The sequence below is a fragment of the Rhizobium sp. AC44/96 genome (assembly GCF_001692185.1).
GTDB lineage: Bacteria > Pseudomonadota > Alphaproteobacteria > Rhizobiales > Rhizobiaceae > Rhizobium.
In genome coordinates, this window is record NZ_LXKO01000013.1 from 1 (window position 1) to 24,108 (window position 24,108).

The 24,108-nt window shown below is 59.9% G+C and carries 30 protein-coding genes and 1 pseudogene; 17 read left to right on the plus strand and 14 right to left on the minus strand.

Features of this window, described 5'->3' with window-relative positions; genetic code table 11:
* The 3 genes and pseudogenes from A6U87_RS30115 to A6U87_RS12200 form a co-directional block, all read left to right on the plus strand.
* Positions 1-112: pseudogene (locus tag A6U87_RS30115) on the plus strand (IS630 family transposase); the annotation flags it as partial.
* A 319-nt stretch (positions 113-431) separates the two neighbouring features.
* Entirely contained in the window at positions 432-1,262 is an 831-nt protein-coding gene (locus A6U87_RS12195; protein ID WP_065691541.1) for an oxidoreductase, read from the plus strand.
* 10 nt (positions 1,263-1,272) lie between these two features.
* Entirely contained in the window at positions 1,273-2,319 is a 1,047-nt protein-coding gene (locus A6U87_RS12200) for an AraC family transcriptional regulator (RefSeq protein WP_065691542.1), read from the plus strand.
* A gap of 11 nt (positions 2,320-2,330) precedes the next feature.
* Here A6U87_RS12200 and A6U87_RS29655 read toward each other — a convergent pair whose 3' ends face one another.
* Positions 2,331-2,513: a hypothetical protein gene (locus tag A6U87_RS29655; protein ID WP_141683944.1), complete on the minus strand. Its 183-nt coding sequence runs from the start codon at positions 2,511-2,513 to the stop codon at positions 2,331-2,333.
* 162 nt (positions 2,514-2,675) lie between these two features.
* Entirely contained in the window at positions 2,676-2,804 is a 129-nt protein-coding gene (locus A6U87_RS30580) for a hypothetical protein (RefSeq protein ID WP_275078393.1), read from the minus strand.
* A gap of 724 nt (positions 2,805-3,528) precedes the next feature.
* Here A6U87_RS30580 and A6U87_RS12210 point away from each other — a divergent pair.
* Positions 3,529-4,569, plus strand: coding sequence for a fatty acid desaturase (locus A6U87_RS12210; protein ID WP_065691544.1), 1,041 nt, complete (start codon positions 3,529-3,531; stop codon positions 4,567-4,569).
* Between the two features lie 96 nt (positions 4,570-4,665).
* On the opposite strand, the gene A6U87_RS30640 is transcribed toward A6U87_RS12210, so the two are convergent.
* From A6U87_RS30640 to A6U87_RS12230, 4 genes are all read right to left on the minus strand, one after another.
* Positions 4,666-5,739, minus strand: a complete 1,074-nt coding sequence (locus A6U87_RS30640; protein WP_342587888.1) for an AI-2E family transporter — start codon at positions 5,737-5,739, stop codon at positions 4,666-4,668.
* Positions 5,727-6,515 carry an AI-2E family transporter gene (locus tag A6U87_RS30645; protein WP_342587891.1) on the minus strand — a complete coding sequence of 263 codons (789 nt, stop codon included), beginning with the start codon at positions 6,513-6,515 and terminating at the stop codon, positions 5,727-5,729. Before A6U87_RS30645 ends, A6U87_RS30640 begins: the two co-directional genes overlap by 13 nt.
* Before the next feature lie 410 nt (positions 6,516-6,925).
* Positions 6,926-7,267, minus strand: coding sequence for a hypothetical protein (locus tag A6U87_RS12225; RefSeq protein ID WP_198928700.1), 342 nt, complete (start codon positions 7,265-7,267; stop codon positions 6,926-6,928).
* 54 nt (positions 7,268-7,321) lie between these two features.
* Entirely contained in the window at positions 7,322-7,501 is a 180-nt protein-coding gene (locus A6U87_RS12230; RefSeq protein ID WP_065691546.1) for a CsbD family protein, read from the minus strand.
* 318 nt (positions 7,502-7,819) lie between these two features.
* On the opposite strand from A6U87_RS12230, the gene A6U87_RS12235 reads away from it, so the two are divergent.
* The 3 genes from A6U87_RS12235 to A6U87_RS12245 all read left to right on the plus strand — a co-directional run bounded on the left by A6U87_RS12235 (position 7,820) and on the right by A6U87_RS12245 (position 8,654).
* Entirely contained in the window at positions 7,820-8,029 is a 210-nt protein-coding gene (locus tag A6U87_RS12235; protein ID WP_047514662.1) for a cold-shock protein, read from the plus strand.
* Between the two features lie 115 nt (positions 8,030-8,144).
* Positions 8,145-8,327: a hypothetical protein gene (locus A6U87_RS12240; protein ID WP_141683945.1), complete on the plus strand. Its 183-nt coding sequence runs from the start codon at positions 8,145-8,147 to the stop codon at positions 8,325-8,327.
* Positions 8,328-8,465: 138 nt separating this feature from the next.
* The gene (locus A6U87_RS12245; protein ID WP_065691547.1) at positions 8,466-8,654 is read left to right on the plus strand and encodes a hypothetical protein; all 189 of its coding nucleotides are present in this window, start codon (positions 8,466-8,468) and stop codon (positions 8,652-8,654) included.
* Positions 8,655-8,769: 115 nt separating this feature from the next.
* Here A6U87_RS12245 and A6U87_RS12250 read toward each other — a convergent pair whose 3' ends face one another.
* Together A6U87_RS12250 and A6U87_RS12255 are read right to left on the minus strand one after the other, a co-directional pair.
* Positions 8,770-9,387 carry a tyrosine-type recombinase/integrase gene (locus A6U87_RS12250; protein WP_065691548.1) on the minus strand — a complete coding sequence of 206 codons (618 nt, stop codon included), beginning with the start codon at positions 9,385-9,387 and terminating at the stop codon, positions 8,770-8,772.
* A 122-nt stretch (positions 9,388-9,509) separates the two neighbouring features.
* Positions 9,510-10,391 (minus strand): AraC family transcriptional regulator, encoded by an 882-nt coding sequence (locus A6U87_RS12255; protein ID WP_065691549.1) that lies wholly within the window; start codon positions 10,389-10,391, stop codon positions 9,510-9,512.
* Positions 10,392-10,527: 136 nt separating this feature from the next.
* On the opposite strand from A6U87_RS12255, the gene A6U87_RS12260 reads away from it, so the two are divergent.
* The 5 genes from A6U87_RS12260 to A6U87_RS12280 all read left to right on the plus strand — a co-directional run bounded on the left by A6U87_RS12260 (position 10,528) and on the right by A6U87_RS12280 (position 13,585).
* Positions 10,528-11,271: an SDR family NAD(P)-dependent oxidoreductase gene (locus A6U87_RS12260; protein WP_065691550.1), complete on the plus strand. Its 744-nt coding sequence runs from the start codon at positions 10,528-10,530 to the stop codon at positions 11,269-11,271.
* 15 nt (positions 11,272-11,286) lie between these two features.
* On the plus strand, positions 11,287-11,682 hold the full coding sequence (locus A6U87_RS12265) for a VOC family protein (protein ID WP_065691551.1): 396 nt from the start codon (positions 11,287-11,289) through the stop codon (positions 11,680-11,682).
* A 1-nt stretch (position 11,683) separates the two neighbouring features.
* Positions 11,684-12,667 (plus strand): trans-acting enoyl reductase family protein, encoded by a 984-nt coding sequence (locus A6U87_RS12270; protein WP_065691552.1) that lies wholly within the window; start codon positions 11,684-11,686, stop codon positions 12,665-12,667.
* A gap of 13 nt (positions 12,668-12,680) precedes the next feature.
* Positions 12,681-13,007: a nuclear transport factor 2 family protein gene (locus A6U87_RS12275; RefSeq protein ID WP_083199355.1), complete on the plus strand. Its 327-nt coding sequence runs from the start codon at positions 12,681-12,683 to the stop codon at positions 13,005-13,007.
* A gap of 104 nt (positions 13,008-13,111) precedes the next feature.
* Positions 13,112-13,585, plus strand: coding sequence for a nuclear transport factor 2 family protein (locus A6U87_RS12280; protein ID WP_065691554.1), 474 nt, complete (start codon positions 13,112-13,114; stop codon positions 13,583-13,585).
* Between the two features lie 241 nt (positions 13,586-13,826).
* Here A6U87_RS12280 and A6U87_RS12285 read toward each other — a convergent pair whose 3' ends face one another.
* The 3 genes from A6U87_RS12285 to A6U87_RS12295 all read right to left on the minus strand — a co-directional run bounded on the left by A6U87_RS12285 (position 13,827) and on the right by A6U87_RS12295 (position 16,808).
* Entirely contained in the window at positions 13,827-14,252 is a 426-nt protein-coding gene (locus tag A6U87_RS12285; protein WP_065691555.1) for a pyridoxamine 5'-phosphate oxidase family protein, read from the minus strand.
* 30 nt (positions 14,253-14,282) lie between these two features.
* A complete protein-coding gene (locus tag A6U87_RS12290) occupies positions 14,283-15,497 on the minus strand; it encodes an SGNH family hydrolase (RefSeq protein WP_065691556.1) in 1,215 nt (404 codons plus the stop codon).
* 87 nt (positions 15,498-15,584) lie between these two features.
* On the minus strand, positions 15,585-16,808 hold the full coding sequence (locus A6U87_RS12295) for a lytic murein transglycosylase (protein WP_065691557.1): 1,224 nt from the start codon (positions 16,806-16,808) through the stop codon (positions 15,585-15,587).
* Positions 16,809-17,008: 200 nt separating this feature from the next.
* On the opposite strand from A6U87_RS12295, the gene galU reads away from it, so the two are divergent.
* Complete coding sequence (gene galU / locus A6U87_RS12300) at positions 17,009-17,896, plus strand: UTP--glucose-1-phosphate uridylyltransferase GalU (protein WP_065691558.1); 888 nt, start codon at positions 17,009-17,011, stop codon at positions 17,894-17,896.
* A gap of 66 nt (positions 17,897-17,962) precedes the next feature.
* Here the strand turns inward: galU and A6U87_RS12305 are convergent, their stop codons facing one another.
* Positions 17,963-19,483 carry an outer membrane beta-barrel protein gene (locus A6U87_RS12305; RefSeq protein WP_065691622.1) on the minus strand — a complete coding sequence of 507 codons (1,521 nt, stop codon included), beginning with the start codon at positions 19,481-19,483 and terminating at the stop codon, positions 17,963-17,965.
* 135 nt (positions 19,484-19,618) lie between these two features.
* On the opposite strand from A6U87_RS12305, the gene A6U87_RS12310 reads away from it, so the two are divergent.
* A complete protein-coding gene (locus A6U87_RS12310; protein WP_065691623.1) occupies positions 19,619-20,614 on the plus strand; it encodes an SIS domain-containing protein in 996 nt (331 codons plus the stop codon).
* Between the two features lie 20 nt (positions 20,615-20,634).
* On the opposite strand, the gene A6U87_RS12315 is transcribed toward A6U87_RS12310, so the two are convergent.
* On the minus strand, positions 20,635-21,090 hold the full coding sequence (locus A6U87_RS12315; RefSeq protein WP_065691559.1) for an NfeD family protein: 456 nt from the start codon (positions 21,088-21,090) through the stop codon (positions 20,635-20,637).
* A 3-nt stretch (positions 21,091-21,093) separates the two neighbouring features.
* Positions 21,094-22,104, minus strand: coding sequence for an SPFH domain-containing protein (locus A6U87_RS12320; protein WP_065691560.1), 1,011 nt, complete (start codon positions 22,102-22,104; stop codon positions 21,094-21,096).
* Positions 22,105-22,278: 174 nt separating this feature from the next.
* Between A6U87_RS12320 and queC the strand changes: the two genes are divergently transcribed.
* From queC to queE, 3 genes are read left to right on the plus strand one after another with little or no spacing between them, the layout of a single operon-like run.
* The gene (gene queC / locus A6U87_RS12325; protein WP_065691561.1) at positions 22,279-22,989 is read left to right on the plus strand and encodes a 7-cyano-7-deazaguanine synthase QueC; all 711 of its coding nucleotides are present in this window, start codon (positions 22,279-22,281) and stop codon (positions 22,987-22,989) included.
* Entirely contained in the window at positions 22,989-23,345 is a 357-nt protein-coding gene (gene queD / locus A6U87_RS12330) for a 6-carboxytetrahydropterin synthase QueD (RefSeq protein ID WP_065691562.1), read from the plus strand. The genes queC and queD overlap by 1 nt, the downstream gene beginning before the upstream one ends.
* A complete protein-coding gene (gene queE, locus A6U87_RS12335; protein ID WP_065691563.1) occupies positions 23,342-24,079 on the plus strand; it encodes a 7-carboxy-7-deazaguanine synthase QueE in 738 nt (245 codons plus the stop codon). The genes queD and queE overlap by 4 nt, the downstream gene beginning before the upstream one ends.
* Positions 24,080-24,108: the final 29 nt, after the last annotated feature.

Consider the following 24,108-nt stretch of genomic DNA (forward strand, 5'->3'; position numbering starts at 1 on the left):
GCAGGCCAGAACCAGAAACGCCGTCTCCGACGCACTCGCAATCATCCTCCAAACAGTCACCCCGCAGGAGTGTCAAAACCACTTCAGCGAGGCTGGATATGAACGGACTTAAAACAATCCCGCTCTAGAAATGGCGCGTCCGCTTCCGGCCCTAAGAAGACATTCCGCCAACTACGATGGAAGCCAGGACTTCAACCCGTGTGCCTGACTGGCGTCATCGCGAACCTGCGTCCGATCGCGAAACGCTGAGTCAAGGCGGCTGCACACTCCCGACAAGTGGCCTTTGGCGTTTTCGATTGCGAACTGGACGGCTTGCTCAGTCCAAGAATTCGCGGCACGTTTGGCGTATTCCGCAAGTGCATTGGCATCTTTCGCCAATGATCGGCCGATGGACGAGGCATAAGGTCATCTCACAACGAAAAGAGGTCGAGATGATTGACAATAGAAAGAAGACCGCGCTCGTCACCGGCGCATCCTCCGGCATGGGCAAGGCGATCGCCAAGCGCCTGATTTCGGATGGTTATAGGGTCTACGTCGCCGCCCGCCGGGTCGAGAAGATGGACGATCTTGCGCGGATGGGAGCCACGCCCCTGCGCATGGACATCGCCGATGAAGCCGAGATAAAGGCCGCCGTCGAAACGATCCTCGCTCAAGCAGGGGGCGTCGACGTGCTGGTCAACAATGCCGGGTTCGGCCTCTACGGCCCGGTCGAGGAAATCGGCGTTGATGAAGCCCGATATCAGTTCGAGGTAAATGTGTTCGGTCCCGCACGGCTAACGCAGATGCTGCTTCCGGCAATGCGCAAAAAGGGAGCCGGCACGATCGTCAATATTACCTCCATGGGCGGCAAGATTTACACCCTTCTTGGCGCTTGGTATCACGCCACCAAGCATGCGCTCGAAGGCTGGTCGGATAGTCTCCGGCTCGAACTTGCACCGTTCGGCATCCGGGTCGTGGTGGTTGAGCCCGGTCTTATTGAGACGGGATTCGGCGATGTGGTCGCCGACGGACTTCTCGAGCGTTCAGGCGAAGGTCCTTACGCGAAAGTGGCGCAGACAGTCGCCAAGGCGACGCAGGAGGCCTATGGCCATGGCCGCGGCACCGATCCCACTGTCATTGCTGGTATTGTCTCCACGGCTGTTGCTGCAAGAAAGCCGCGTACGCGATATGTGGCGGGCAAGTATGCGAAGCCCATGATCTTGATCCGCAACTGGTTCGGCGACCGCTTGTTCGACAGGGTGATCATGAGCCAGATGCGATAGGGAGACAGCCATGAGTGGAGCGCCGGCAGGCAGATGCAAGATACCTCGGGCGTTTTGGCTCACGGTCGAACATGTCGGCGTGCCTCCGGCGGCGTTGCTCCGCCAGGCGCGCCTTCCGACGACATTGCACCTCCGCGGCCAAGGGCTGGTGAGCACCGCGCAGTTCTTCGCCTTGTGGCGTGCATTGGAGGAACTGACAACCGACCCTGGCCTCGGGATCAAGCTGGTCGAAGTAGCCGAAACTTCTGTTCACCCACCCTCCAGCCTCGCTGCCTTTCATGCCCGAGACTACCGGGACGGGCTGTCGCGCATAGCGCGGTTCAAGCGACTCTGCACACCCGAGCAGTTGCACTTCACCGAGGAAAGTGGGGAATGCACGATCATGTTCGAATGGCTTTATGCTACGGAACCGGAGCCGTCGATTGCCGTCGATGTCGACTTCGCCACACTGGTCGAACTGGGCCGTCGCGGCACCGGACAGCGGCTGACGCCCGTCCGCGTGGAGCTCCAGCGGGCGGACCCGAAGAGCGACGTGCACCGGTTATATTTCGGGTGTCCCATCCGCTATGGCCAATCCCGCAACGCCGTGATCCTCAAATCCGCTGATCTGGATCGACCGTTTCCCGGTCACAATCCGGAACTCCTCGAACTACTCACGCCCGCCCTGGCGTCGGCGCTGGGCGAAATCCAGGCACGCAGTTCGATCCGCGAGCAGGTGAAGATCGTGTTGAAGCGGAGCCTCGCAAGCGGTCGGCCGGAACTGTCCGACGTCGCGTTCGAGATCGGAGTGAGCGAGCGCACCCTGCAGCGACGGATCACCGATGAAGGCACGACATTCCGGGAACTTCTCGCTGAGGCGCGCCAGGAAATGGGTCGGCAATTACTGTCCGATCCCTCGACAGAGATCGAGGAGGTAGCCTGCCTTTTGGGATATCAGGATACCAGCTCCTTTTACCGCGCCTTCCGGGACTGGGAAGGCGTAACGCCGAACCGATGGCGAGAGCTCAACGTCGAGCACTTCGCCCGCCAAGCGGCTCATGACATTTCAGTGCATTAACAACGCGTGGTTCACGCGTGGTTACGTTGTTCACCACCGGCACCGCAGGCGGCACGAAATTTGAGGCGCACAAAGTCTGAAGTATGAAAGTCCGGCCATTGCGCAAAATTACCGATTGTTAACGTCGGATCTCGGCCATTGCGGTCGTGGCATGACCAGCCCATCGTCGATTGCCGGACCTTGCTGACGTCCATGGCCGGAAGAGCCTCCTGAGATCGCCGTTTTGATTGTGGCTCGTTGGTGGCAGCGCGAACTGGAGAGGCAGATTGAAGACGCCGGCATCCGAACGTAACTGGACCACCCGTGCGTTTGAAGCTGAGCCTCCCCGTCGACCAATTCGGAGAGGCCGAAGTGTTTTAGGGCTTCTTCTGCTTGCTGGACTCTACAGCCTTGGCCCCGAGCGTAGCCGGCGCTGCGGCTGGAGCCGCCTTGTCCTTCTTAGGCTTGCGGACCTCTTTGTTGCTTCTAGCTTGACCCTTCGCCATCGATTCCTCCTGGTTGAGATAACGGCGCATTACCGAGCACCACTGGAGAGAATGCAAGGCATATCTTGGCCATAGAGCCGGTAGGTGCCAGGCCGCAGCGTGCCCCGAGCGGGCTTCTCCCACCGAAGATCGTAGATGAAATGATATCGGTCAGTGGTTCCGACCAACACCCCAAACCATGAACAAGAACGAGGCCGTAGCGGCAAAAGCTGCGATGGCGAGATTGGTATCCATGATAACCCCTGTGAATTTGTGCGCTCTGAACGCACCAAGCGACGAGATAGTTCCAAAAGCGTTGAGTCCCGACATGCGAGCGCTTCTTATCATCGATATCGTTCCCGCCGTCGCGCGTATCGCTGCGGCCGCCGCGCCTCGCCAGTGACTGTACGGAACGCCGAATTGGTAGGGGTGCGCCAAGCACGAGGCGAAAGTCTTACGACCGAGCGCTCTACGAGATGGTGCGGTATCGGTGTCTATGCGCCCCTCAATGTCGATCTGTTGGCTCCGAAGTTGGCAGGAAGATCCAGGTGTTGTTGTCGAAGTTAACAGGCACGGACGCGGAAAAGGGTCTGACGCGCAAGCCCACTGACAAAAACGGATAGTTTCGCTTGCCGCCCCGTAGTAGATGAGGCAGCCAGCAAGGCTGGCCTAGCCTGATGCCCAACAATTAAATCGTGGTGTGGAGCAGAAGTCCTGCACCGCGCTCAGAAACAGCTCGGATCAAATGAACTCTCAAAACCACGAACCAAAATCACCAAGCCGGGATACGACCGGCGCTTGGATCAAGATTCTGGCGCAATACCGGCAGCCGCGATTTGGTCGCAGCGTATTTGAGCTCGTGGTAACGGCTGTACCGTTCGCTGCGTTCTGGGCCGGAGCGTGCATCTTCATCATGCAAGGTTCGTGGCTGGGCGCCTTGCTTGTTCTGCCTGCTGCAGCTTTCCTACTGCGGCTCTTTATGATCCAGCACGACTGCGGGCACGGCTCTTTCTTCGCACGGCGAAGGTTGGACACATGGACGGGGCGCATAATTGGCGTTCTTACCCTCACGCCCTACGACTACTGGCGGCGAACTCATGCCGAGCACCATGCCTCTGCTGGCAATCTTGACGAACGGGGCGTGGGTGACATCGCCACCCTGACGGTCGACGAATATTACGCCCTCTCTCCGGTAAGGAGACTTGGATACCGCTTCTATAGGCACCCTGTTGTCATGTTCGGCATCGGCCCAGTCTGGGTGTTCCTTCTAAAACAACGGCTGCCGATCGGTATGATGAGAGCCGAATTCTTGCCTTGGGTGTCGACGATGGCAACCAATCTGGCGATCGCGCTCGTCGCTGCACTAACAATATGGTTCGTGGGGCTGGTGCCGTTCCTCTTGGTGCATCTTCCTGTTGTTTTGTTGGCGGGAGCTGCCGGCGTTTGGCTGTTTTACGTACAACACCAGTTTGAGGAAACGCATTGGTCAAAGGCCGACGACTGGCAATTTCCCAAAGCCGCTCTCCATGGCGCTTCGCACTATGACCTCCCGCTGGTGCTTCGATGGCTGACGGGGAATATTGGCGTTCACCACATTCATCATCTCGCTAGTCGTATTCCATACTACCGACTTCCGGAGGTACTGCGCGCTCATCCTGAATTGGCGGGCATTGGCCGCATAACGTTGTGGGAGAGCTTTGGGTGCGTCCGACTGGCGCTGTGGGATGAGCGGCGGGGCCGGCTTGTTTCTTTCCGAGAAGCCCGGAAGCTGCTAGTGCACCAATAGCGGCATGATGCGTGCTGCAGGCGATTTTATTCGCCTCTCAACGCCATTTTCACACGGCGCGAATGTGGCGTGCATCGGGAGCCGACACGTCAACGTTCACGCTTGCGCCGCGCGCCGAACCCTTGGTCGTGCCAACTTCTTGACCGCCACCTCTGGCCGGGCTGGACCTGTATCTGTCAGGGCACCTTTGATGGCGTCGCTCATTGTCGTGCAGACGAAACCCGCGTTTACGTCGTCTGCTTCGATTTGAGGGTATGCCTGTCCATTTGCGGTCGGCATCATGACACCGACGCGTAGACCCGGCTTTTGACGTTTCAAGCGGCGAATAATCTGACGGGCATGAGACATTGAGTTACCATTCAGAAATGTGATGATCGCGGTATCGGCGACGCCGACGGGGGGCATGGTAGGGCCCTCTTCGGTCGAAGTTTGCGGCACATCGATGAGTTCTGCACCCTGAATCGACAGTAATTGCGCCAACATTGCCGCTCCTGCCGCGTCGATCGCCCCACGACCGCCGATCGAAAGAACGGTACGTCCTTCGCCATCTGGAAGTGCCTGACTAATAGTGGCGCCATCCGCACTCGCCGCAGACTCGTCTTCTTCCTCGTTCTCTTCTTCGACCGCGGTCTCGGCAAGGTTATCGATGAGTGTCCGCGTGGTCGATGCGAACAGGGCTATCTGTTCCCGCGTCATCACACCGCGCTGGCGATCGGTTTCAGCCAGGATTAACGCCGGAAGTGCGACCTTCTCATAATAATCCACGAGGTATTCCTCCTCCAGAAGCTGTTCGGCGTTGTCGGTGGCTTCATTGGGATCACCGGCGAGAAGACGCTGATAGAGCTTCTCCTGTGGCTCGAGGACGGGCTCGTTGCCCAGTAGCACGTCGAGGAAGTTGAACTGTGGGACATAGCGGCCAAGCACCACGAGACAGACAGTCAGAGGGGTCGATAACATCAGGCCAACCGGCCCCCAGAGCCACGACCAGAAAATTGCCGAGACAATGATCGCAAGCGGCGAAAGTCCCGTATGGCTGCCATAAAGCCAGGGCTCCACAACATTGTTGCTGACCAGTTCTGTCACGATAAACAGCCCCGCGACCCACGCAACAAGCGACCAACCCGGCGCGATGGCGAGGGCCAGAAATAGCGGCAGGATCATTCCACCCATAGGCCGATCGTAATCGGGATGGCGTAGAGAGAGTTCACCACCAACTGCATCAACAAGTATTTGCCGACACGTTTACCAGCGTCTTGTAGGGCAGAGGTCGTCTTGTGAAGATCACCCAGCCCGACGAGCCGAATGAAGCGGTCACGCAGGGCCTCGCGTTCGAGCAACATGAAGATGACCAGCACAATGACGAGGCCTGCTGAGGCGAATGGACTGACAAGCGGTAGGATGAAGCTTCCAAGTGTCTCTATCGGGTTTGACTGCGTCACGATCTCGACGGGAATAGGTTCGGGTCTTTGTGCTGCAGCGGTCGGCGTGTCCTGGCTTTCGTTCGCCCGGATTTTGAGCTCGTTACCAATACGCTCAACAGCCTTACTCAGGTGATCCAGTACGCCGCTTCCGGAGCCGGCCTGGGTCAGAGCGTCGACCTTTGCGACAATGTTACGCTGATAGGTCGGGATGTTGTCGGCTAGGTTGGCGACCTGGGTAGCCACGACGAAGCTGAAAAGCGCGATTGTCACAAAGGCGGAAGCCACCGCCAGCAAAACGGACGCGATCTTCGGGACGTGACGTTTTCTCAGGAAATTGACGATCGGCGCCAGCGTGAAAGTGAGCAGCAAAGCCAGGGCCAGCGGCACGAAGACCTCCTGGCCGATGTGCAGTAATGCACCCACGCCAATTAGGATCAGAACCGTTCGGCCGGAGATCGTCGAATTGGTCAGGCTACCGTGGGTTGGAGTAATGCCCGACATGCTGGTTGTGTTCGATCTCTGCACAGCCAATTGCCGCTCCCATATCTCGTGAAGTACCGCCGATGGTTCGTTAGTCACGGTGAAATAAAGCGCTGATGTTCTTAATCGAGCCGGCAGACAAAAAAATGTTCAAGAGCCGTGCCGAGTTCTATTCGATCGAGGAGATGGGAGACGGCCTTCCAATGAGTGCCGCAAAAAAGGGGCGACCGGGGCCGGCTTCATTGGAGTCGATGCGGTTGTGGCATATCTGGCGCCAAATGATCATCCTCGCCAAGTGTCGAAGACAAGCAACGCCAGCATCAGAATAAAAAGGGCCAGCCCTACAACAGACCAGATCGATATCCCCCGCTTCTTCCCGGAATCGGGAGTTCGCCGACCTTGGTATGGCGTTTGGTCTGGCCTGCGATCGAACTTCGGTGGTTCTGCCACGTTTATTACGCCGTGAAGAAGGTGAGCAGTACCTTGCCTTTTTCACCGAGGAGGCAAACGAAGCGGTCGGGTTTCCCTGTCTGCTGTTTGCGACTGATGTAAGCTTCGCCAAGGACGACGGTCTTAACTGGTACGTCGCCGACCTTGGTGTCCGCCTTGCTGACAGCAAGACTTTCCATATCGAGAACGAGGTCCGTTATTTCCGGCGAACGCTCTTGAAGGGCGAGCAATCCGGTCGATTTACACGCGTCCACTGCCGGATCGGCTGGCGCCTGGCTCTGGGCCTGAGCGTTCCACGAAAACACTGCTACTCCTACGGTCCAAACAACAAGTTTTCTGATTTTCATGAGCTTCCCTAAAGAAATGCCCGCGACTAGCGCGGGCTGAGGCATCGCTGAATATCAAGCTTTGTCGACGACATTCTTTATTGCTTCTTTCGCATCGCCCTTGGCTACCTGGGCCTTGCCCTTGGCTTCCTGAATGCTGCCCTTGATCTGCTCTTCGTGATTGCCAGCAGCCTGCCGTGCCTTGCCTGCGACTTCGTTTGCCGTTCCTTTGATTTTGTCTGCCGTGCTTCCCATGGACGGATCTCCTCGGTTCGGGTCCCGGAGAAAAGCGCAGATCGATGTTTCGTTCCATGACCTGACGGTGCCGCCATGAATCGGCGCCTCCCATCCAGCAAGGCTTTAAGCCGCATGCAGACCACTGGGAAACTATCGGTTGACTTTCGGTGTAACGTATCTATTTTTAGTTTTATCGATCTTTTGCTTGCCGAGCTTTGTCTACCGCGCGATTGGCACCGCGCTCTATTCGAACCTTCTCTTTCAAAAATAGTCGTATCACCGTCCGCGAAGCGTCGCTTCCGCGGTCCCTCACTCTATGGTTTGAAAGGGTTCATCATGACCACAGGCACAGTAAAATGGTTCAATTCCACAAAGGGCTTCGGCTTCATTCAGCCGGATAACGGCGGCGCTGATGCGTTCGTCCATATCTCTGCCGTCGAGCGTGCGGGAATGCGCGAAATCGTCGAGGGCCAGAAGATCGGCTATGATCTCGAGCGCGACGCCAAGTCCGGCAAGATGTCTGCCTGCAACCTGCAAGCTGCATAATTGAATGTGCGGTCCCTTGACCACGGATGTACTGGCAATGGGATAGCGCGTTTGAAGGGCCGGGCAATGTTGTCCGGCCTTTTCGCCTTCTAGCCCCGAAACCCAAGGAGGTTTCATGACCCAGAGCAACTCCAGGGAGCAGGCCGAAATCGCATTCGACCGCGTCCAATCCCAGTTCTTCGCACGCGGCCGAGCCGTCGCGGAACTTCAGACCGAAGAACAGGCGCGACAGGCTAAGACTCAACGGCTTCGAGAAGCACGGCTCGCTCGTGACGAGGCAAGGGATCAAACTCGCTGAATCAGCTTCGGTCACGAGTTGTGATGTTGCGTCACGAGAGGCACGCAAGCGATCGTGACACGATACGATTGTACGATGTTGCACCTTGTCGCCTTGCCAATATGCCAGCTATGGTCGCGGACTTGAGGGGCCCTATCCATGTCAGAAGAAAAGCAATCACTATCCGTAGTCGTTCGATCCGATGACAAGGGTCATTGGGTGGAATGGAATAACTACGGCGCCACCGGATCGCTGGGACCATACCAGACCGAGAAGATGTCTGCAGACGTGCGCACCGCCAAGGAACGCGAATTCACTCAAAATGCAGGCCACATCGACGACGCTTGACTACGCGCACACAGCTCTGGGGTGGCGTGATGGCTTTCCTACTGCCAACGCCAGTCGGGCCATGTCCGGTGTTGGCGCGAGGGAGACCACCGGCTATTACCGATGGTCATTTGCTTTACAGCTCGATCTGCTCGGCGATTCTGAGCGCGTCGTCCACCTCGACGCCAAGGTATCGGACGGTGCTTTCCAGCTTTGTATGACCAAGCAGAATCTGGACAGCCCGGAGATTGCCGGTCTTCTTGTATATCTGCGCCGCCTTCGTTCGCCTCATTGAGTGCGTGCCGTAGGCGTTGGCTTCCAACCCGATGGAATCCACCCATTGATGCACGATCCGAGCGTACTGCCGTGTCGATAAATGCAGCGATGCTTTTCTGCGACTGGGAAACAGATAGCTACCTCCATTTCTTCGAACGAAAGGAGGCCAGGCGGCGAGCGCATTCTTCGTCTGCTCAGTGACCTCAAATTGCACGGGCCGCTTCGTTTTCTTCTGGATGATGGTGACGCGGTCCCGGATCGAACTACCTGACCACAAGTCCTCGACCCGAAGCCTGACTAGATCACAGGCACGGAGCTTGCTGTCGATGGCGAGATTGAAGAGCGCCAGTTCTCGGTGCGCCCCTCTCATTTCAAGTCGAACGCGGATCGACCACACATTCTTAGGCTGAAGCGGTCGCTTCTGGCCAACCAAAATTCCCTTATTCCAAGGACGTCGGGTACGCAGCACAATGTCCATGACACAGCCCCTGCCACTCCTCCCACCTCGTCGCCTGTGTTGGGAAGGTCGATGATATCACGGTTTGTCGTTACTCGGCCCAAAGCGGCCGTTGGATGAAAACATCTTGACCCAGACGCCGCTCACACAGGCTCGCCGCGAAGACGTACGACATCCTTCGACGGCGGTAGCCCGAACTGTCTTGCGTATTCGCGGCTGAACTGGTTCGGGCTCTCATAGCCAACGCCGAAGGCGACCGACGTTACCGTTCCTTCGCCAGCCATCAAAAGCCTGCGCGCATGCAGCAGCCGGACTTGCTTCTGGTATTGGATCGGGCTGAGCGCCGTGATGGCCTTGAAGTGTCGATGGAACGCCGAGACGCTGAGCGCCGCCATTTCCGCAAGAGCCTCGACCCTCAAAGGCTTGGCAAAATTTTCCCGAATCCATTGGATCGCAACGCCGATCCGTGACAGTGCCGCATCGGGCGCGGCAATGTCCCGCAGCATCCAGCCCAGCGGCCCCTGCAGCACCCTGAACAGGATCTCACGCTCGTAGGCAGGTGCAAGCACGGCGATTTCGTCCGGACGGTCCATCAGCCGGAGCATCCGCACCCAAGCGTCGAGGAGTTCGTTGTTGACCGGCGCGACGGAGAAGCCGGAGCCGAACAGCTTGCTGCACACCTGCACGGGCAGATCGCTGATGAGGGCGGCGACCGTCGGCGGGTGGAGTGTCAGGCTGACCGCGAGATAGGGTTCTCCCGCCACCGAAGGGTGAACCGACCCAACCGCGGGAAGATCGACCGACATGACGAAATACGTCGCCGGGTCGTAGGCAAAAGTCCGTTCGCCGACCGTCATCGTCTTCGAGCCAGTCAGGATCAGGTTGATCATCGGCTCGTAGACCGCCGAGAGCCGATGCTCCGGGATCTCGCCCTGGACCATCGCAACACGGGGAATTCCCGTTTCCGTGCGGCGGTTTTCCGCCGAAGAGGCCAGGTCGCGCAGTTCCTGAAGTTGTTTTTCCATGGAGGCGACCGTGGCATGTCAGGACCGCCTCCGCAACAGTGAAGCAGAAATAGGCAAGCTTCGAAGAGGAATAGGTGAGCGGGCGAGACGGCGCAGGCCTAGCTTCAGGGCACAGCAAACAGCCAAGGAAACAGCCATGAAGATCGTCATCGTCACCGGGGGAAGCCGGGGTCTCGGAGCCAGCACAGCCATCGAATGCGCGGCTAAGGGAATGGGCGTGGTCGTGACCTACAACAGCAACCCTGCAAAGGCGCAGGATGTCGTGAAGGCAATCATGGAGAACGGCGGTCAGGCCGTTGCCCTAAGACTCGACGTCGGCGATGTCGGCGCGTTTCCGGCGTTTCGCGACGCTGTTGCATCGAAACTGCGTTCCGTCTTCGGCCGGGGCGACTTCGATTATCTCGTCAACAATGCCGGATACGGCCTCTTCAATCCGATAGCCACGGTGACGGAAGATCAGTTCGACGGCCTCTTTAATGTCCATCTCAAGGGGCCGTTCTTCCTGACCCAGATCCTGCTGCCGCTGATGGCGGACGGCGGCCAGATCATGAACATCACCAGTGCGACCACGCGCGTGGCAACCGCAGGCGTCGCGCCCTATGCCTCCTTCAAGGGTGGCCTGGAAGTCCTGACCCGCTACATGGCCAAGGAGTTCGGCGAGCGGGGCATCCGGGCGAACTCGATCGCGCCCGGCGCAATCCGCACCGAACTCGGCGGCGGCCTAAACGACGAGTTCGAGGCCATGCTGGCAGGCCAGACCGCACTCGGCCGCGTTGGCGAGCCCGAAGAGATCGGTGGCGTCGTCGCCAGCCTTCTGTCTTCGGAAAACCGCTGGATCAACGCTCAGAACATCGAGGTCGCGGGCGGCTACATCATCTGAACGAAGGAGAGCGATATGCTCGACCATGTCTTCATTTCCGTCAGCGACACCGATCGCTCGATCGCCTTCTACGAGGCGGCGCTGGCCCCACTCGGCATCGTTCACGCCCATGACTACGAGGGAAAGGACGGCCCTCCCGGTCATCCGGATCTGAAAGGATTCGGCGCGAACGGCCGGGTGTTCTTCTGGCTCCGCGAAGGTGTGGTCGAAGGCCGTGCGGCCCATGTCGGCTTCGTCGCCGATGGCACCGTGCAGGTCGACGCAGCCTTCGCCGCCGCCATCATGGCAGGCGCCTCGGAAATCCATCCGCCGGGAGCACAGCTCCACTACGACCCCCGCTACTACGCCGCCCAGGTTCGAGATCCTGACGGGTACAGCCTCGAATTCGTCTACAAGGAATGGCAGCACTGACATGACCAAACTGATGATCTACGGCGCGACCGGCTATACCGGCCGCATGGCAGCCGAGCATGCGAAGAAAGCAGGCACGCCTCTCGTTCTCGCCGGCCGAAACGAAACGACCCTCTCGAGGCTTTCTGCAGAACTCGGCGTCGAATACCGCGTCTTTGGTCTCGACGATGCTGCAGCGATCGACGAAGGTCTGGCCGGCATCTCCGTTCTCCTAAACTGCGCCGGACCGTTTATGCGCACGGCCGATGCCCTGATGAAGGCGTCGATCCGCAAGGGTGTGCACTATCTCGACACGGCCGCCGAACTCGATAGCTACCGTCTGGCCGAAGCGCTCGATGAGGAAGCACGAGCGGCACACGTGATGCTCATGCCGGGTGGCGGTGGCAGTGTCGCCATGCTTGGTAGCCTCGCGGGACATGCGGTCTTGCGAGTGGAAAATCCTCGCAAGATCAGGATCGCACTGCACGTGGCGGGCGGACTGTCACGCGGATCGGCGATCAGTGCCACGGAGAACGTCACCGTCGAGACCCTGGCGCGCGTGGACGGCGAGCTTGTCGCCATTGCCCCCGACGGCATTCGCAAATTCGATTTCGGCAAGGGTGCCGTCGACTGCTTCCCAGTGACGCTGCCCGATCTTATCACCATCTGGCGGGCGGCGGGCGTTCCCGATGTCGAAACCTACGTGCATGTTACCGGCGACGGCTTCCCGCAGGGTGATCTTTCGACGCTACCGGACGGCCCGAGTGAAGAACAGCGGCTGGCGAACCGCTACCAGGCGTCCGTCGAAGTCACCGGCGTGGACGGGAAGGTCACCCATTCCATCCTCGATACGGTCAACGGCTACACGTTCACGGCGATGGCGGCAGCCGAGGCCGGACGGCGCGTGCTGAGTGGCGAACTCCGTCCCGGTTTCCAGACGCCCGCAGCCCTGTTCGGCGCCGGCTTCGCGCAGACGATTGCCGACACCTCGATCAGCGATGTCTGAGGAACCCTTTACCATGCAAAAGCTCGTCGAATCCTTCATCGCGACCGCCAATGCCTTCGACGTCGAAGGGGCATTGTCCCTATTCGCAGCCGACGCCGTCATCGACGATGTCTCGGTTGGCAACGCCTTCATCGGCCACACTGGTGTCCGCCAATACCTCGAGCGGTTCTTCGTCGGCTACAGCACCAGAAGCAAGCTGCTGTCCATGGAAGAATTGGACACCTTCCATTCCAGCGTCCGGCTCGATTTCACCGGTAATTTCGGACACGAGGTCGGCATCCTGAAGATCGCGATCGATTCCACCGGCCTGATCGAGCGCATCGACGCCGATCTCGAATAACAGACCCCATCAGTCCTATCGCACCAGAGACACCGGCGCCCGGCGCGCCGATGCCGGGGAAGGTCTGCACTCCGCAGGCCTCCGGCACGACAAGGAGCACGTTCATGACCGACACATCGTCTTCGTTTGCACAGGACGCCGCGGACCGGCTCGCCGTCGTCGAGGCCCTCTATCGCTTCGCCGCGGGCATCGATCTTCGCGACAACGATCTCCTAGCCTCGTCGCTGGCGGAGAACGCCATCTCCGACTTCCGGCCAGCCGCGGCCAAAGCGGGCTTCGAATATCCGGTCATCGAAGGCAGAGACGTCATCGTTTCTGCGCTGACGACATCGCTCGCCACTTTGGATACGACGCATTCCGTAACCAATCCACGGGTAACAATCGACGGCGACACGGCACGCATGGATGTTCTCGTCGAAGCGCAGCACGTTCCCCGCAGCGATCCCTCGCGTCACTACCTGATGAAGAACCGCTACGACGTCGAGCTGAAGAGGAGCGGCGACATCTGGGTCATCACGCGCAACACGGTCGACAACATCTGGCGCTCCGGCGACATCGGAGTTCTTTCCGGCATCTAGCCTCCACTATATGTGCCCAAGGAGGGCGGCGAGAGACTTTGTCTCCGCCGCCTAGTAGCTCATGGCTGCGGGGTAGCGCGATGTCTGCTTTTGGCGCAAAGCGGTCGACTGCTGGTGTTCTTTCGGCCCGAAGCGGACGGCGGCTTAATGCCATCGCGGCAATTAGGGCCCCCTCATCACCGCTCGCAAGCATATGGGCGACGCAAACGACTCGTCGTAACGCGCATGGTGCCTGCGTCTGTCAGAATTGAATCTCGATCTGTGCGGGAGGCTCCTGGTTGAAATCGGAATACCGAATCCATCGCGGCGTTGCTTTGAACATCACGGCCCCTCTCTCGATGAACTCCCTGGCAGCCGGAAGGCTGTTGAGATAAGCCTCCTGGTATTCTTCGATATCCGCGGCAGGAACTCTTGTTGCCTCACCCTCGTATTGAACCGTGATGTTGTCGTTCCATCCGACTACGAAGGCGACGCCGGGGCGCTCCGCGAGATTGTCGAACTTTCGCGTCTCCTTGAAAGTGCTGAACACGACCTCCAGAGTGTCGCGCACCGAGAAGTCGATCGTAGCAGCCTCCGGCTTTCCATTGCGATGGCAGGTCGCGATCACCGCCAAGGTGTGCTTCCTCAGGAATTCAAGGATTATGCGTTTCGTATGATCTTCGTCCATTGCCTCATCCCTCAGTGAGCGCGCGCCCCTCTATTTGGAGGAGACTTCGGGCGCCGGCTTGGCTGCCGACAGGCGGTAATCGTCGATACGGCCGGCCGGAGGCGGCGCCATCTCGCCGTCCTGCACCAATCTGTCGCGCGGCGACTTGCCGGTGGACACCGGCAGGGCTGCGCCTCCGAGAAGGGCGGTTCCGCCATCGAGATTGGGGTCGGAAAGGCTAATCGGATCGGTGTGGTCGGCCGGATTCGACGACAGGTCGAGGCTCGGCATATTGGTGCTGTCGAGGCGTACGAGGTCGGGGCTTGCCTGGGTGCCAAGGATACGGCGCGCGGGCTTTTCGACATAGAAGGCAAGCTTGCGGCGACCGGCATCAGTCAGGTTGATGCCGTCCGATGTGCGCAGGCGAACCTGCTGGCCGTTGATGTCGGAGCCGGTGACGATGAACTCGCCACTTTCGCTGACGAAGCCGTCCCAGACGTCGACGAATTCACCGCCGGCGGCCTCGACCTGCTTGCGATAAAGCTGGTTCATCTGCACCGCATCGGCCATCATCGCCGGGGAATCGAAGGCCGGTAGCCCGACCCAGAGGAGCGGGATCTTCCGGCTTGTGACTTCCTTGCCGAAGGCGAGCGCGCGGCGCTGATATTCCGCGTACCATCCATCGGTGCGGAACTTTTCCTTGCCCACATCCGTCACCATCTGCTGGCGATCGTTGGCGCCGAGCATGACGACGACCATGGCGGGCTTTGCGTCGTCGAGGAATTTGGTGAGCTGGGCCGGCCAGTCGTAGTAATCGTCGCGCACGAGACCGGAGGCGACGTTGCTATGCGTTTCGATGACGATGCCCGGCGATTCCTGAAACGCCGCATCAAGGCCGACACCAAGGCCGCCAGCCAGGAAGTCACCAACAACAAGGATCTTCTGGGCGTTGCCGAGTTTTTCGACAACCTTCTCCTCAACCGGTGCCGCTGCCGGCGGGCGAGGGGTGGAAACCACCGTCTTCGGCGGTGCCTTCTTCTTTTTGGGCGCGGCCGGAACGCCGCGGGGTGGTGCTGCATTCTCGTTGGGGGCCGGGGGGTATTGGTCGATGTAGCGCCGTCCGAGGAGGAAATCGAGGATCGAGCGGCGCTGATAGTACTGTGCCTCGGCGGTCTGCACCGGCGGCAGAACGCCGGATGAGAATACCAGCGCGATGGCGCCAATGGCGCCCCAGCGGGCCGTGGTACGGTTTACTCGTTTACGCATTGTCAGCAGCCTCGCATCTGCCGCTATTTTCTCATGGAGCGGGACATGCGTCCACACCCCAAAACGTATGGCGGAGAATCAGGCTGTCTACTTGCGAAGTGCATTGAGCAGCGGCAGCGATGGCTCACCGTCCGCCTGCATGCCGATCCGGCCCTGTACGGCGGCAATCGCCGCCTTCGAACCGCTGCCGAAGTTGCCATCGACCTCGCCGTCATAATAGCCGAGCGCCTTCAGGCGGGTCTGCAGTTCGAACTTCTCCTTGACGTCGAGCGTGCCGTCAGGACGCGGCCAGCGCTGCTTCATGCCGCCGTAGCCGGCGATTTCGTCGGCAAGCAGGCCAACGGCAATCGCGTAGCTGTCGGAGGAATTGTACTTCTTGATGGTGAAGAAGTTGCTGGTCATCAGGAAGCCGGGGCCGTTCGGGCCGGCCGGCATTTTCAGAACGGCATTGCTGCCACCGTCCTTGAAGCCCTTGCCGGTCGGGCGCGCCAGACCCATTGCCGCCCATTGCGACAGGGTGTGGGTCTTGCCGACCTGCTTCAGCGCACTTTGCGGCACCGTGACTTCGTATCCCCAGGTCTTGCCGGTATCCCAGCCGTTCTTCATCAGAAGATTGGCGGATGTCGCCAGCGCGTCCGGCACGGAATTCCAGATATCGCGGTGACCGTTGCCATCGGCATCGACGGCATAAAGCAGATAGCTGGTCGGGATGAACTGCGTGTGCCCCATGGCGCCTGCCCAGGAACCGGTCATTCCATCCGGCGAAATATCGCCGTTTTGCAGAATCTTCAACGCTGCGACCAGCTGCTTCTGGGCAAACTTGGCGCGACGGGGGTCGGCATAGGCAAGGGTTGCCAGCGCGCGTGGGACGTAGTGAAGGCGGTCATCCTTGTCGAGCACGGCGCCATAGTTCGATTCCATCGACCAGATCGCCAGGAGAATCGTTTTGTCGACGCCGAAATGACGCTCGATCGCAGCCAGAGTCGTGGCATGTTTGGCGGCCATTTTGCGGCCGATCTGGACGGTATAAGGATTTACACGAGAATCTACATAATCCCAGATTTTCGTTGTAAATTCAGGCTGATAAGCAGCCTTTTCCAGCACTGTCGGGTCGGGATCGGTCACACCTGCGAAGGCTTTGCGATAGGTTGCCTTGCTGATGCCACTTTGAGCGGCTGTTTGATAAAAGTCCGCGATCCACTTCTGGAACCGCTGATCGGCTTTTGCGTTGAGGGGAGCCAGACCGGCGGACGCGGTCACGATGAATGCGAGAGCAAGACCACGAAGGGAGTTTCTGTGATTTTGAGTCATCGGCGGTCATCCGTCCTTTCGTTTCAGGCACAGCAGAGCGCGGAGTTCCGCTCTGGCCCGAGATTACCGGAACGGAGTCAACAAATTCTTTACCATGACAGACGAACGCAGTCACTATTTGCAAATCTGTAGCAAATCTTATCTAGTCCAATCAAAAATGCCTTTTATTTCAAGCGGTGTAATCGCTGCAGGAGGATTGTGTGGCAGAGCATAAAAAAGTTCGCAAAGCTGTATTTCCGGTTGCCGGCCTGGGGACTCGCTTCCTCCCGGCCACAAAAGCAGTGCCGAAGGAAATGCTGACGGTCGTCGACAAACCGATCATTCAGTATGTTGTCGACGAGGCTTTGGAAGCGGGTATCGAGCATTTCGTTTTCGTCACAGGGCGTAACAAGCATATCATCGAAGACTACTTCGATATTCATTTCGAGCTCGAGCAGACGCTACGCGAGCGTAGCAAGCAGGCGGAAATGACGCTGCTTGCCGGCCAGCTTCCCAAGGCTGGTACGGTCAGCTTCACCCGCCAGCAGGAGCCGCTCGGCCTCGGCCACGCCGTCTGGTGTGCCCGCGAGATCGTCGGCAACGAGCCTTTCGCGCTGCTGTTGCCCGACATGATCATGAAGAGCGAAGGCAAGGGCTGCATGAAGGGCATGATCGATCTCTATGCCCAGAGCGGCGGCAACATCATCGCCGTGGAGGAATGCGCGCCCGATCAGGCTCACAAGTACGGGATCGTCGGTGTGGGCGATGCGATCGGCGATGGCTTCCGCATCACCGGCATGGTCGAGAAGCCGGCCAAGGGCACGGCGCCTTCGAACTACTTCATCAACGGTCGCTACATCCTGCAGCCTGAAGTGTTCAAGATCCTCGAAACGCAGGAGCGTGGCGCCGGCAACGAGATCCAGCTGACCGACGGCATGCTGAAGCTGCTGAGGGACCAGGACTTCGCTGGCTACCACTTCCGTGGCACGACCTATGACTGCGGCGCCAAGGATGGCTTCATCCTTGCCAACGTTGCATTCGCGCTGGAACGTGCGGACATCCGTCCGACCGTCGAAAGCGGCTTCAAGGAACTGCTGAAGGGGATCTGAAGAAGGTCTTTCAGCTGAACGAACTGCATCCGCCTCCAAGCTTGCCAGCTTGGGGGCGGAATTCGTTTAACGCTTCAGCTTGAGGCCGACACCGGCGCGCCATTGTTCGGAGTCGCTGCCGGTCTTACGCGATGTCAGCTCGTAGCCGACAGTGCTGACCAGATCGAGGTAGCGGTTGATATTCCATGTGAGCGCGGCGCTCGTGGTGTAGACGGTCTCGTCGCTGGTCGCGCTGTCCGAGGGATAGTCGCGCAAGGTGATGCCGCCAAGCACCGTGCCGGTGAGATTGTCACGCAGCTGATGGGCGATGGTCGTTGTCAGGGCGTGGGACACGTAGCCGGATTCGCCGGCGGTGGTCGATGGGTTGATGCTTGTCTGCAGGCCGATGTTGACGTCGGTTCCTCTGAGCGGCGACCAGAACAATTGAGCGTCCACCACCGCGGCATCGATGTCCGACAGGCGGTCGTCATCGAAGGTCGCGGTTTGATATCCGAGCGCGACTTCGCCTCGAAGTTTCTCGCCCATGTCCATTTCGATACCAGCCTTGGCGCCATAGGATTGGCCTGATCGGCGATAGCCCGAACTGTCCACGCTGTCGTCATAGGCGGTCTTGCCGATATTCGCCTCGATGAAGGGAATAAGCGCTGGCGACAGTTCGTAGCCGATGCGCCCGCGTAGCGTGCCAGTTGTCTCGTTGCGGTCGCTCAGCGAAACCGTGGTGCCGTCGGACAAGGTCGCGTCGGAATAGATTGTGCGGACTACGTCGATGCCGGTGCTACCGCGCAGAATGCCGAAGTCGCGTTCAATGGCGGCGCCGGCGCTGAATTCCTGGACATCCGACTGTTTGGCAGCGTTCTGCAAAGCATTCGGATCGTCGGTGTCTTCCCGATAGAAGTGATAGCCGCCGGTGAGATGAGCCGTCGTATCTTCCGGCAGATCGAGCCGGAGGTCGCCATTGATCTTGAAGTCGGGCTGTTCCTCGCCTTCGCCGCTGACGTTCTGCTGCCAAGCGCCTTCGGTGGTGATGAGCAGCTGATGCAGCGCCCAGTCGGAGGTCAGCGTGGTCAACATATCGGTTTCAAGGAAGGCGCGACTCTGCTTGGTATCGCCGTCCTTTTCGGTCTCGGTATTGATGCTCTGCGTGACGGTTGGGCGCAGGACAAAGGTGCCCACGCGGATGCCCGGCGTCTCCTCCTTGGTGAGGTCGCGGTCCGGCTTTCGCGCCATTCGTGCGTCGATCGGTGCCTCGCGCGTATTCATGCGCATCATGTCCTCATCGAGGATCGCGCCGGTGGTCTCGTCGCTCGGTTTTTGGTCATCCGAGGCTGCTGCCTGTTTCAAGGCCGGGTCGGCTTGCTCCGTCGACGGCGCGGCCCCATTTTCCGCTGCGTCCGTCGAGGGCGCGCTGTCATCGTCCCCGATCGGGGCAAGTGGTGTCGCGGCGGTCGCGCCGCCGGTCGAACGTGGCTGTGCCGATTGAGCAAGGACGGGAAGGGGAGCAAGCGTGATGGCGCACAGGGCCGCGCACACGGCAATACCCGCCGCGCGGAGCGGCGTCAGACTGCTCGTGTATTTCCAATGGCCCATGAACTCGTGCCCGGCATGCTTCGAAGTGGTTACCCGAACGTAAAGCTCCATGGTTAACCATTCGTTTCGATGATCGCTGAAGCGGCTGCGATCTGCACAATGGACTCGGCGGCTGAAAAGCTTTATCGGATTGCCATGATCAGCAGAGCGGTAAATCTCATCGAAAACGGGGTGCTCGAGTCGGCCAAGCGCACGATCGGCACTGAACGACGCGCCCTTGAGGCTCTGGAAGCCGCCCTGGGAGGCGCTCTGGCCGAGCCCTTCTCCCGCGCGGTCGAAGTTGCTGGCGGCATATCCGGCCGCGTCATCGTCACCGGCGTCGGCAAGAGTGGCCATATCGGGGTAAAGATCGCGGCGACGCTTGCGTCCACGGGAACACCGGCGTTCTTCATGCATGCGGCGGAAGCCAACCATGGCGACCTTGGCATGGTCGGCAAGGGAGATGCCGTGATTGCCCTTTCCAAGGGCGGCGAAAGCGCCGAGCTGCGCAACATCATCAGCTATACGCGGCGGTTCTCAATTCCGCTGATCGCGTTGACGGCGTCGGAGAAATCATCGCTTGCTGACGCTTCCGACGTCGTGCTGTTGATGCCGAACGTGGAGGAGGCCTGCCCGCATGGCCTTGCGCCGACCACGTCGACGATGATGCAGCTCGCCATGGGTGACGCATTGGCGATCGCCCTGCTTGAAGCGCGCGGGTTCACGGCGCGCGACTTTCACGTTTTCCACCCGGGCGGCAAACTCGGGGCTGCCCTCAGTCACGTCGGGGACATCATGCACACCGGAGAGCGCGTGCCGCTGGTGTCAAAGGGAACCTCGTTGCCAGACGCCATCTCGACGCTGTCGCGCAAGCATTTCGGCTGCGTTGGCATTATCGACGGCGACGGCCGGCTCTGCGGAATCGTCACCGAAGGCGATCTTGCTCGCAATCTGACGCGCAACCTGTCGGAACTGGTCGTCGATGATATCATGACGCGCACGCCGAAAACGGTGAAGAAAACCGTTCTGGCTACGGCGGCTCTTTCAGTGCTCAACGAGCACCATATCGGCGCGCTGATCGTCATCGATGATGACAACCGGCCAGTGGGGCTGGTTCACTTCCACGACCTATTGCGGATCGGCGTCGCCTGATCAAGGCAAGCTTGATCGGATCAGGCTTGCTCGACCGTGAGGTCGCGGCCGTTGCTCGACACCACCCTTACACGTGCGCCGACCGGTAGGTCTGGCCCGCTGACTTTCCATTGCGTATCGTCGAGACGAATGCGGCCACGGCCTTCGACAATCGGTTCGGCGAGGGTCGCGGTGCGGCCTACGAGGCTCGCGCCGCGCTGATTGAGGAACGGCTCGTCGGTCTCGCCGTGCTCCCTGGTCAGCTTGCGACCTATGAAGGTCGCGGCGACCGCAAAGGCGGCAAACAGGATCGCCTGCAACTGCCAGGCCCAGAAGGCGCTGTCCCAGAAAAGCAGGGAGAGGGCGCCGACGGCAATGGCTGCAAGGCCGATCCAGACCAGGAAGAAACCCGGCGCCAGCATTTCCGCAGCGAGCAGGACGAGGCCGACCACCCACCAACTCCAGGGCCCCAGCTCCGATGTGACGGCGGCGAGCATGGGTCAGCGCTCCGGGTTCTGGTTGAAGGGGTTGATCGTCGGCGTCGAGCGCGACGATACCTGGCGGGGAGCAGACGGCGTCGGCGGGTTCGGGCCGTCGCCGAACACTTCCTTGGCAATGGCGCCGATGCCGCTCAGTGATCCCAGGATCGACGAAGCCTCGATCGGCATCAGCACGACCTTGGAGTTGCTGGCGGAGCCGATCGAGGTGAGCGCTTCGGTGTATTTCTGCGCCACGAAGTAGTTGATCGCCTGCACGTCGCCGGCGGCAATCGCCTCGGAGACCATCTTGGTTGCCTTGGCTTCCGCTTCGGCAAGACGTTCGCGGGCCTCTGCATTGCGGAAGGCTGCTTCGCGCTGGCCTTCGGCCTGTAGGATGGCCGACTGCTTGGCGCCTTCGGCGCGCAGGATCTGGGCGTTTCTGGAGCCCTCGGCCTCAAGCACCTGGGCGCGCTTTTCGCGCTCCGCCTTCATCTGTCGCGCCATCGCATCGACGAGGTCGCGCGGCGGCTGAATGTCCTTGATCTCGACGCGCGTGACCTTGATGCCCCATGGCTGGACGGCGTCATCGACCACGCGCAGCAGCCTATCGTTGATCGCGTCGCGGTTGGAGAGCAGTTCGTCGAGGTCCATCGAGCCCATGACGGAGCGGATGTTGGTCATCGTCAGGTTGAGGATGGCGTTTTCGAGGTTCGAGACCTGATAGGCCGCCTGGGCGGCGTTCAGGATCTGGTAGAAGGAGACGGCGTCGGCGGACACCGAGGCGTTGTCCTTGGTAATGACTTCCTGGGTCGGGACGTTGAGAACCTGCTCCATCACGTTCATGCGGGCGCCGACGCGTTCAATGAATGGGGTGATGATGTTCAGGCCGGGTCCAAGGGTGCGGATATAGCGACCGAAGCGCTCGACCGTGTATTGGTAGCCCTGCGGCACGGTCTTGATACCGGCGAAGAGCACGAGGATGACGAAGACCACCAACGCGATCACAACAATGTCGAAACCGCCCAAAACCATGAAACTCCCCCGCGATAGAATCGATTGACTGCACCTTAGCGTAGACGAATTCAAACGCTAGTCTGACCCTGGATATATGGGTTTTCGAATGGGTCTTCACAACGGGAGGGGGGTGGCGTAAAACGCCGCTGTATCCGGTCGCAGCCCACCCGGTCAAAACAAGGGACCTCCATCATGAAGACTATCGTCATCTGCTCCGGCGGATTGGACTCCGTTTCGCTTGCGCACAAGGTTGCCGCGGAACATCAGCTCATCGGCCTTCTTTCCTTCGACTACGGCCAGCGCCATCGCAAGGAACTGGACTTTGCCACCGCCTGCGCCAAACGGCTCGGCGTACCGCACCAGATCATCGACATCCGCACCATCGGTCGGCATCTCAGCGGCTCGGCGCTCACGGATGATGTCGATGTGCCTGACGGCCACTATGCCGAGGAAACGATGAAGGCGACGGTCGTGCCGAACCGCAACGCCATCATGCTCGCCATCGCCTTCGGGCTCGCTGCCGCGCAGAAGGCGGATGCCGTCGCCGTCGCCGTTCACGGCGGCGACCATTTCATTTATCCCGATTGCCGCCCCGGGTTCATCGATGCCTTCCAGGCGATGCAGAACCAGGCGTTGGACGGCTATGCAGAGGTCTCGCTCTATGCGCCCTACGTCAATATCTCCAAGGCCGATATTGTCACGGATGGGGTGAAGAGCGGAACGCCGTTTGCCGAGACTTGGTCCTGCTACAAGGGCGGCACGAGACACTGCGGTCGCTGCGGCACCTGCGTCGAGCGGCGCGAGGCATTTCATCTCGCCGGAGTGGCAGATCCGACGGTCTACGACGATCCTGATTTCTGGGTTGCCGCGACGAGCGGGTTTTCGGCGCGTGAGGTAAAGTGATGTTCCGGATCACCAAGGAATTCCACTTTTCGGCTTCGCACCAGCTGACGCATCTGCCGGCCGATCATCAGTGTGCCCGGTTGCACGGACACAATTACATTGTGGTGGTGGAGCTTGCTTCGGCGGAGCTGGATGCCAACGGCTTCGTGCGCGACTATCACGAGCTGGCACCGCTGAAGCGTTATATCGACGACCGGTTCGACCATCGGCACCTGAACGAGGTTCTCGGCCACGACGGCGTGACGTCGGAATATCTCGCCAAGCACTTTTATGACTGGTGCAAGGAACGGCTGCCGGAAACATCGGCGGTGCGGGTCAGCGAGACTCCGAAGACATGGGCGGAATACCGGCCATGAGCGGGGCTCGTGAGGCCTCCATCCGCGTCAGCGAGATCTTCGGGCCGACGATCCAGGGCGAGGGTGTGCTGATCGGACTGCCGACGGTTTTCGTGCGGACTGGGGGCTGCGACTACCGCTGTTCCTGGTGCGATACGCTGCATGCTGTCGACAGCGAATACCGCGATCAATGGCGGCCGATGTCGGTCGAGGAGATCTGGCGGGAAGTTTCGGCGCTTTCCGGCGACAAGCCGCTGACCATCTCCCTTTCCGGCGGTAATCCGGCGATCCAGCCGCTTGGGCCGCTGATCGCCCATGGCCATGCGCAGGGCTACAGCTTTGCCTTGGAAACGCAGGGCAGCGTTGCCAAGGACTGGTTTGCGGATCTCGATACGCTGGTCTTGAGCCCGAAGCCGCCGTCGAGCGGCATGGAGACCGATTGGCAAGCCTTCGACGACTGTCTGCGCTTGGCGGCCGGCTGGCCGCAGATTGCCTTGAAGATCGTGGTCTTTGACGATCGCGATTATGACTATGCGCGCCAGGCGGCGGCTCGATACCCGGGGCTGCCGGTCTATCTGCAGCCCGGCAACCATACGCCTCCGCCGCCGGACGACGACGATGCGTCGATCGACATCGACGGCATCATGGAGCGGATGCTCTGGCTGGTCGGCAAGGTCACGGATGACAGGTGGTTCGAAGCCCGCGTGCTGCCCCAGCTGCATGTTCTGCTTTGGGGGAACCGGCGGGGGGTGTGACGGTGCCCGCGAGCGGTAGCCGGTGAATA

Bases quoted from the DNA above. Each gene is read 5' to 3' on its own strand.
- queC (WP_065691561.1), top strand. From the start codon at position 22,279: ATGAAGACTATCGTCATCTGCTCCGGCGGATTGGACTCCGTTTCGCTT.
- A6U87_RS12230 (WP_065691546.1), bottom strand. From the start codon at position 7,501: ATGGGAAGCACGGCAGACAAAATCAAAGGAACGGCAAACGAAGTCGCA.
- A6U87_RS12250 (WP_065691548.1), bottom strand. From the start codon at position 9,387: ATGGACATTGTGCTGCGTACCCGACGTCCTTGGAATAAGGGAATTTTG.
- A6U87_RS12265 (WP_065691551.1), top strand. From the start codon at position 11,287: ATGCTCGACCATGTCTTCATTTCCGTCAGCGACACCGATCGCTCGATC.
- A6U87_RS12245 (WP_065691547.1), top strand. From the start codon at position 8,466: ATGTCAGAAGAAAAGCAATCACTATCCGTAGTCGTTCGATCCGATGAC.
- A6U87_RS12200 (WP_065691542.1), top strand. From the start codon at position 1,273: ATGAGTGGAGCGCCGGCAGGCAGATGCAAGATACCTCGGGCGTTTTGG.
- A6U87_RS12225 (WP_198928700.1), bottom strand. From the start codon at position 7,267: ATGAAAATCAGAAAACTTGTTGTTTGGACCGTAGGAGTAGCAGTGTTT.
- A6U87_RS12240 (WP_141683945.1), top strand. From the start codon at position 8,145: ATGACCCAGAGCAACTCCAGGGAGCAGGCCGAAATCGCATTCGACCGC.
- A6U87_RS12280 (WP_065691554.1), top strand. From the start codon at position 13,112: ATGACCGACACATCGTCTTCGTTTGCACAGGACGCCGCGGACCGGCTC.
- A6U87_RS29655 (WP_141683944.1), bottom strand. From the start codon at position 2,513: ATGGACGTCAGCAAGGTCCGGCAATCGACGATGGGCTGGTCATGCCAC.
- A6U87_RS12295 (WP_065691557.1), bottom strand. From the start codon at position 16,808: ATGACTCAAAATCACAGAAACTCCCTTCGTGGTCTTGCTCTCGCATTC.
- A6U87_RS12290 (WP_065691556.1), bottom strand. From the start codon at position 15,497: ATGCGTAAACGAGTAAACCGTACCACGGCCCGCTGGGGCGCCATTGGC.
- A6U87_RS12235 (WP_047514662.1), top strand. From the start codon at position 7,820: ATGACCACAGGCACAGTAAAATGGTTCAATTCCACAAAGGGCTTCGGC.
- A6U87_RS12275 (WP_083199355.1), top strand. From the start codon at position 12,681: ATGCAAAAGCTCGTCGAATCCTTCATCGCGACCGCCAATGCCTTCGAC.
- A6U87_RS12255 (WP_065691549.1), bottom strand. From the start codon at position 10,391: ATGGAAAAACAACTTCAGGAACTGCGCGACCTGGCCTCTTCGGCGGAA.
- A6U87_RS12310 (WP_065691623.1), top strand. From the start codon at position 19,619: ATGATCAGCAGAGCGGTAAATCTCATCGAAAACGGGGTGCTCGAGTCG.
- A6U87_RS30580 (WP_275078393.1), bottom strand. From the start codon at position 2,804: ATGGCGAAGGGTCAAGCTAGAAGCAACAAAGAGGTCCGCAAGCCTAAG.
- A6U87_RS12305 (WP_065691622.1), bottom strand. From the start codon at position 19,483: ATGGGCCATTGGAAATACACGAGCAGTCTGACGCCGCTCCGCGCGGCG.
- A6U87_RS12260 (WP_065691550.1), top strand. From the start codon at position 10,528: ATGAAGATCGTCATCGTCACCGGGGGAAGCCGGGGTCTCGGAGCCAGC.
- A6U87_RS12285 (WP_065691555.1), bottom strand. From the start codon at position 14,252: ATGGACGAAGATCATACGAAACGCATAATCCTTGAATTCCTGAGGAAG.
- A6U87_RS30640 (WP_342587888.1), bottom strand. From the start codon at position 5,739: ATGGGTGGAATGATCCTGCCGCTATTTCTGGCCCTCGCCATCGCGCCG.
- queD (WP_065691562.1), top strand. From the start codon at position 22,989: ATGTTCCGGATCACCAAGGAATTCCACTTTTCGGCTTCGCACCAGCTG.
- A6U87_RS12270 (WP_065691552.1), top strand. From the start codon at position 11,684: ATGACCAAACTGATGATCTACGGCGCGACCGGCTATACCGGCCGCATG.
- A6U87_RS12315 (WP_065691559.1), bottom strand. From the start codon at position 21,090: ATGCTCGCCGCCGTCACATCGGAGCTGGGGCCCTGGAGTTGGTGGGTG.
- A6U87_RS12210 (WP_065691544.1), top strand. From the start codon at position 3,529: ATGAACTCTCAAAACCACGAACCAAAATCACCAAGCCGGGATACGACC.
- queE (WP_065691563.1), top strand. From the start codon at position 23,342: ATGAGCGGGGCTCGTGAGGCCTCCATCCGCGTCAGCGAGATCTTCGGG.
- A6U87_RS12320 (WP_065691560.1), bottom strand. From the start codon at position 22,104: ATGGTTTTGGGCGGTTTCGACATTGTTGTGATCGCGTTGGTGGTCTTC.
- A6U87_RS12195 (WP_065691541.1), top strand. From the start codon at position 432: ATGATTGACAATAGAAAGAAGACCGCGCTCGTCACCGGCGCATCCTCC.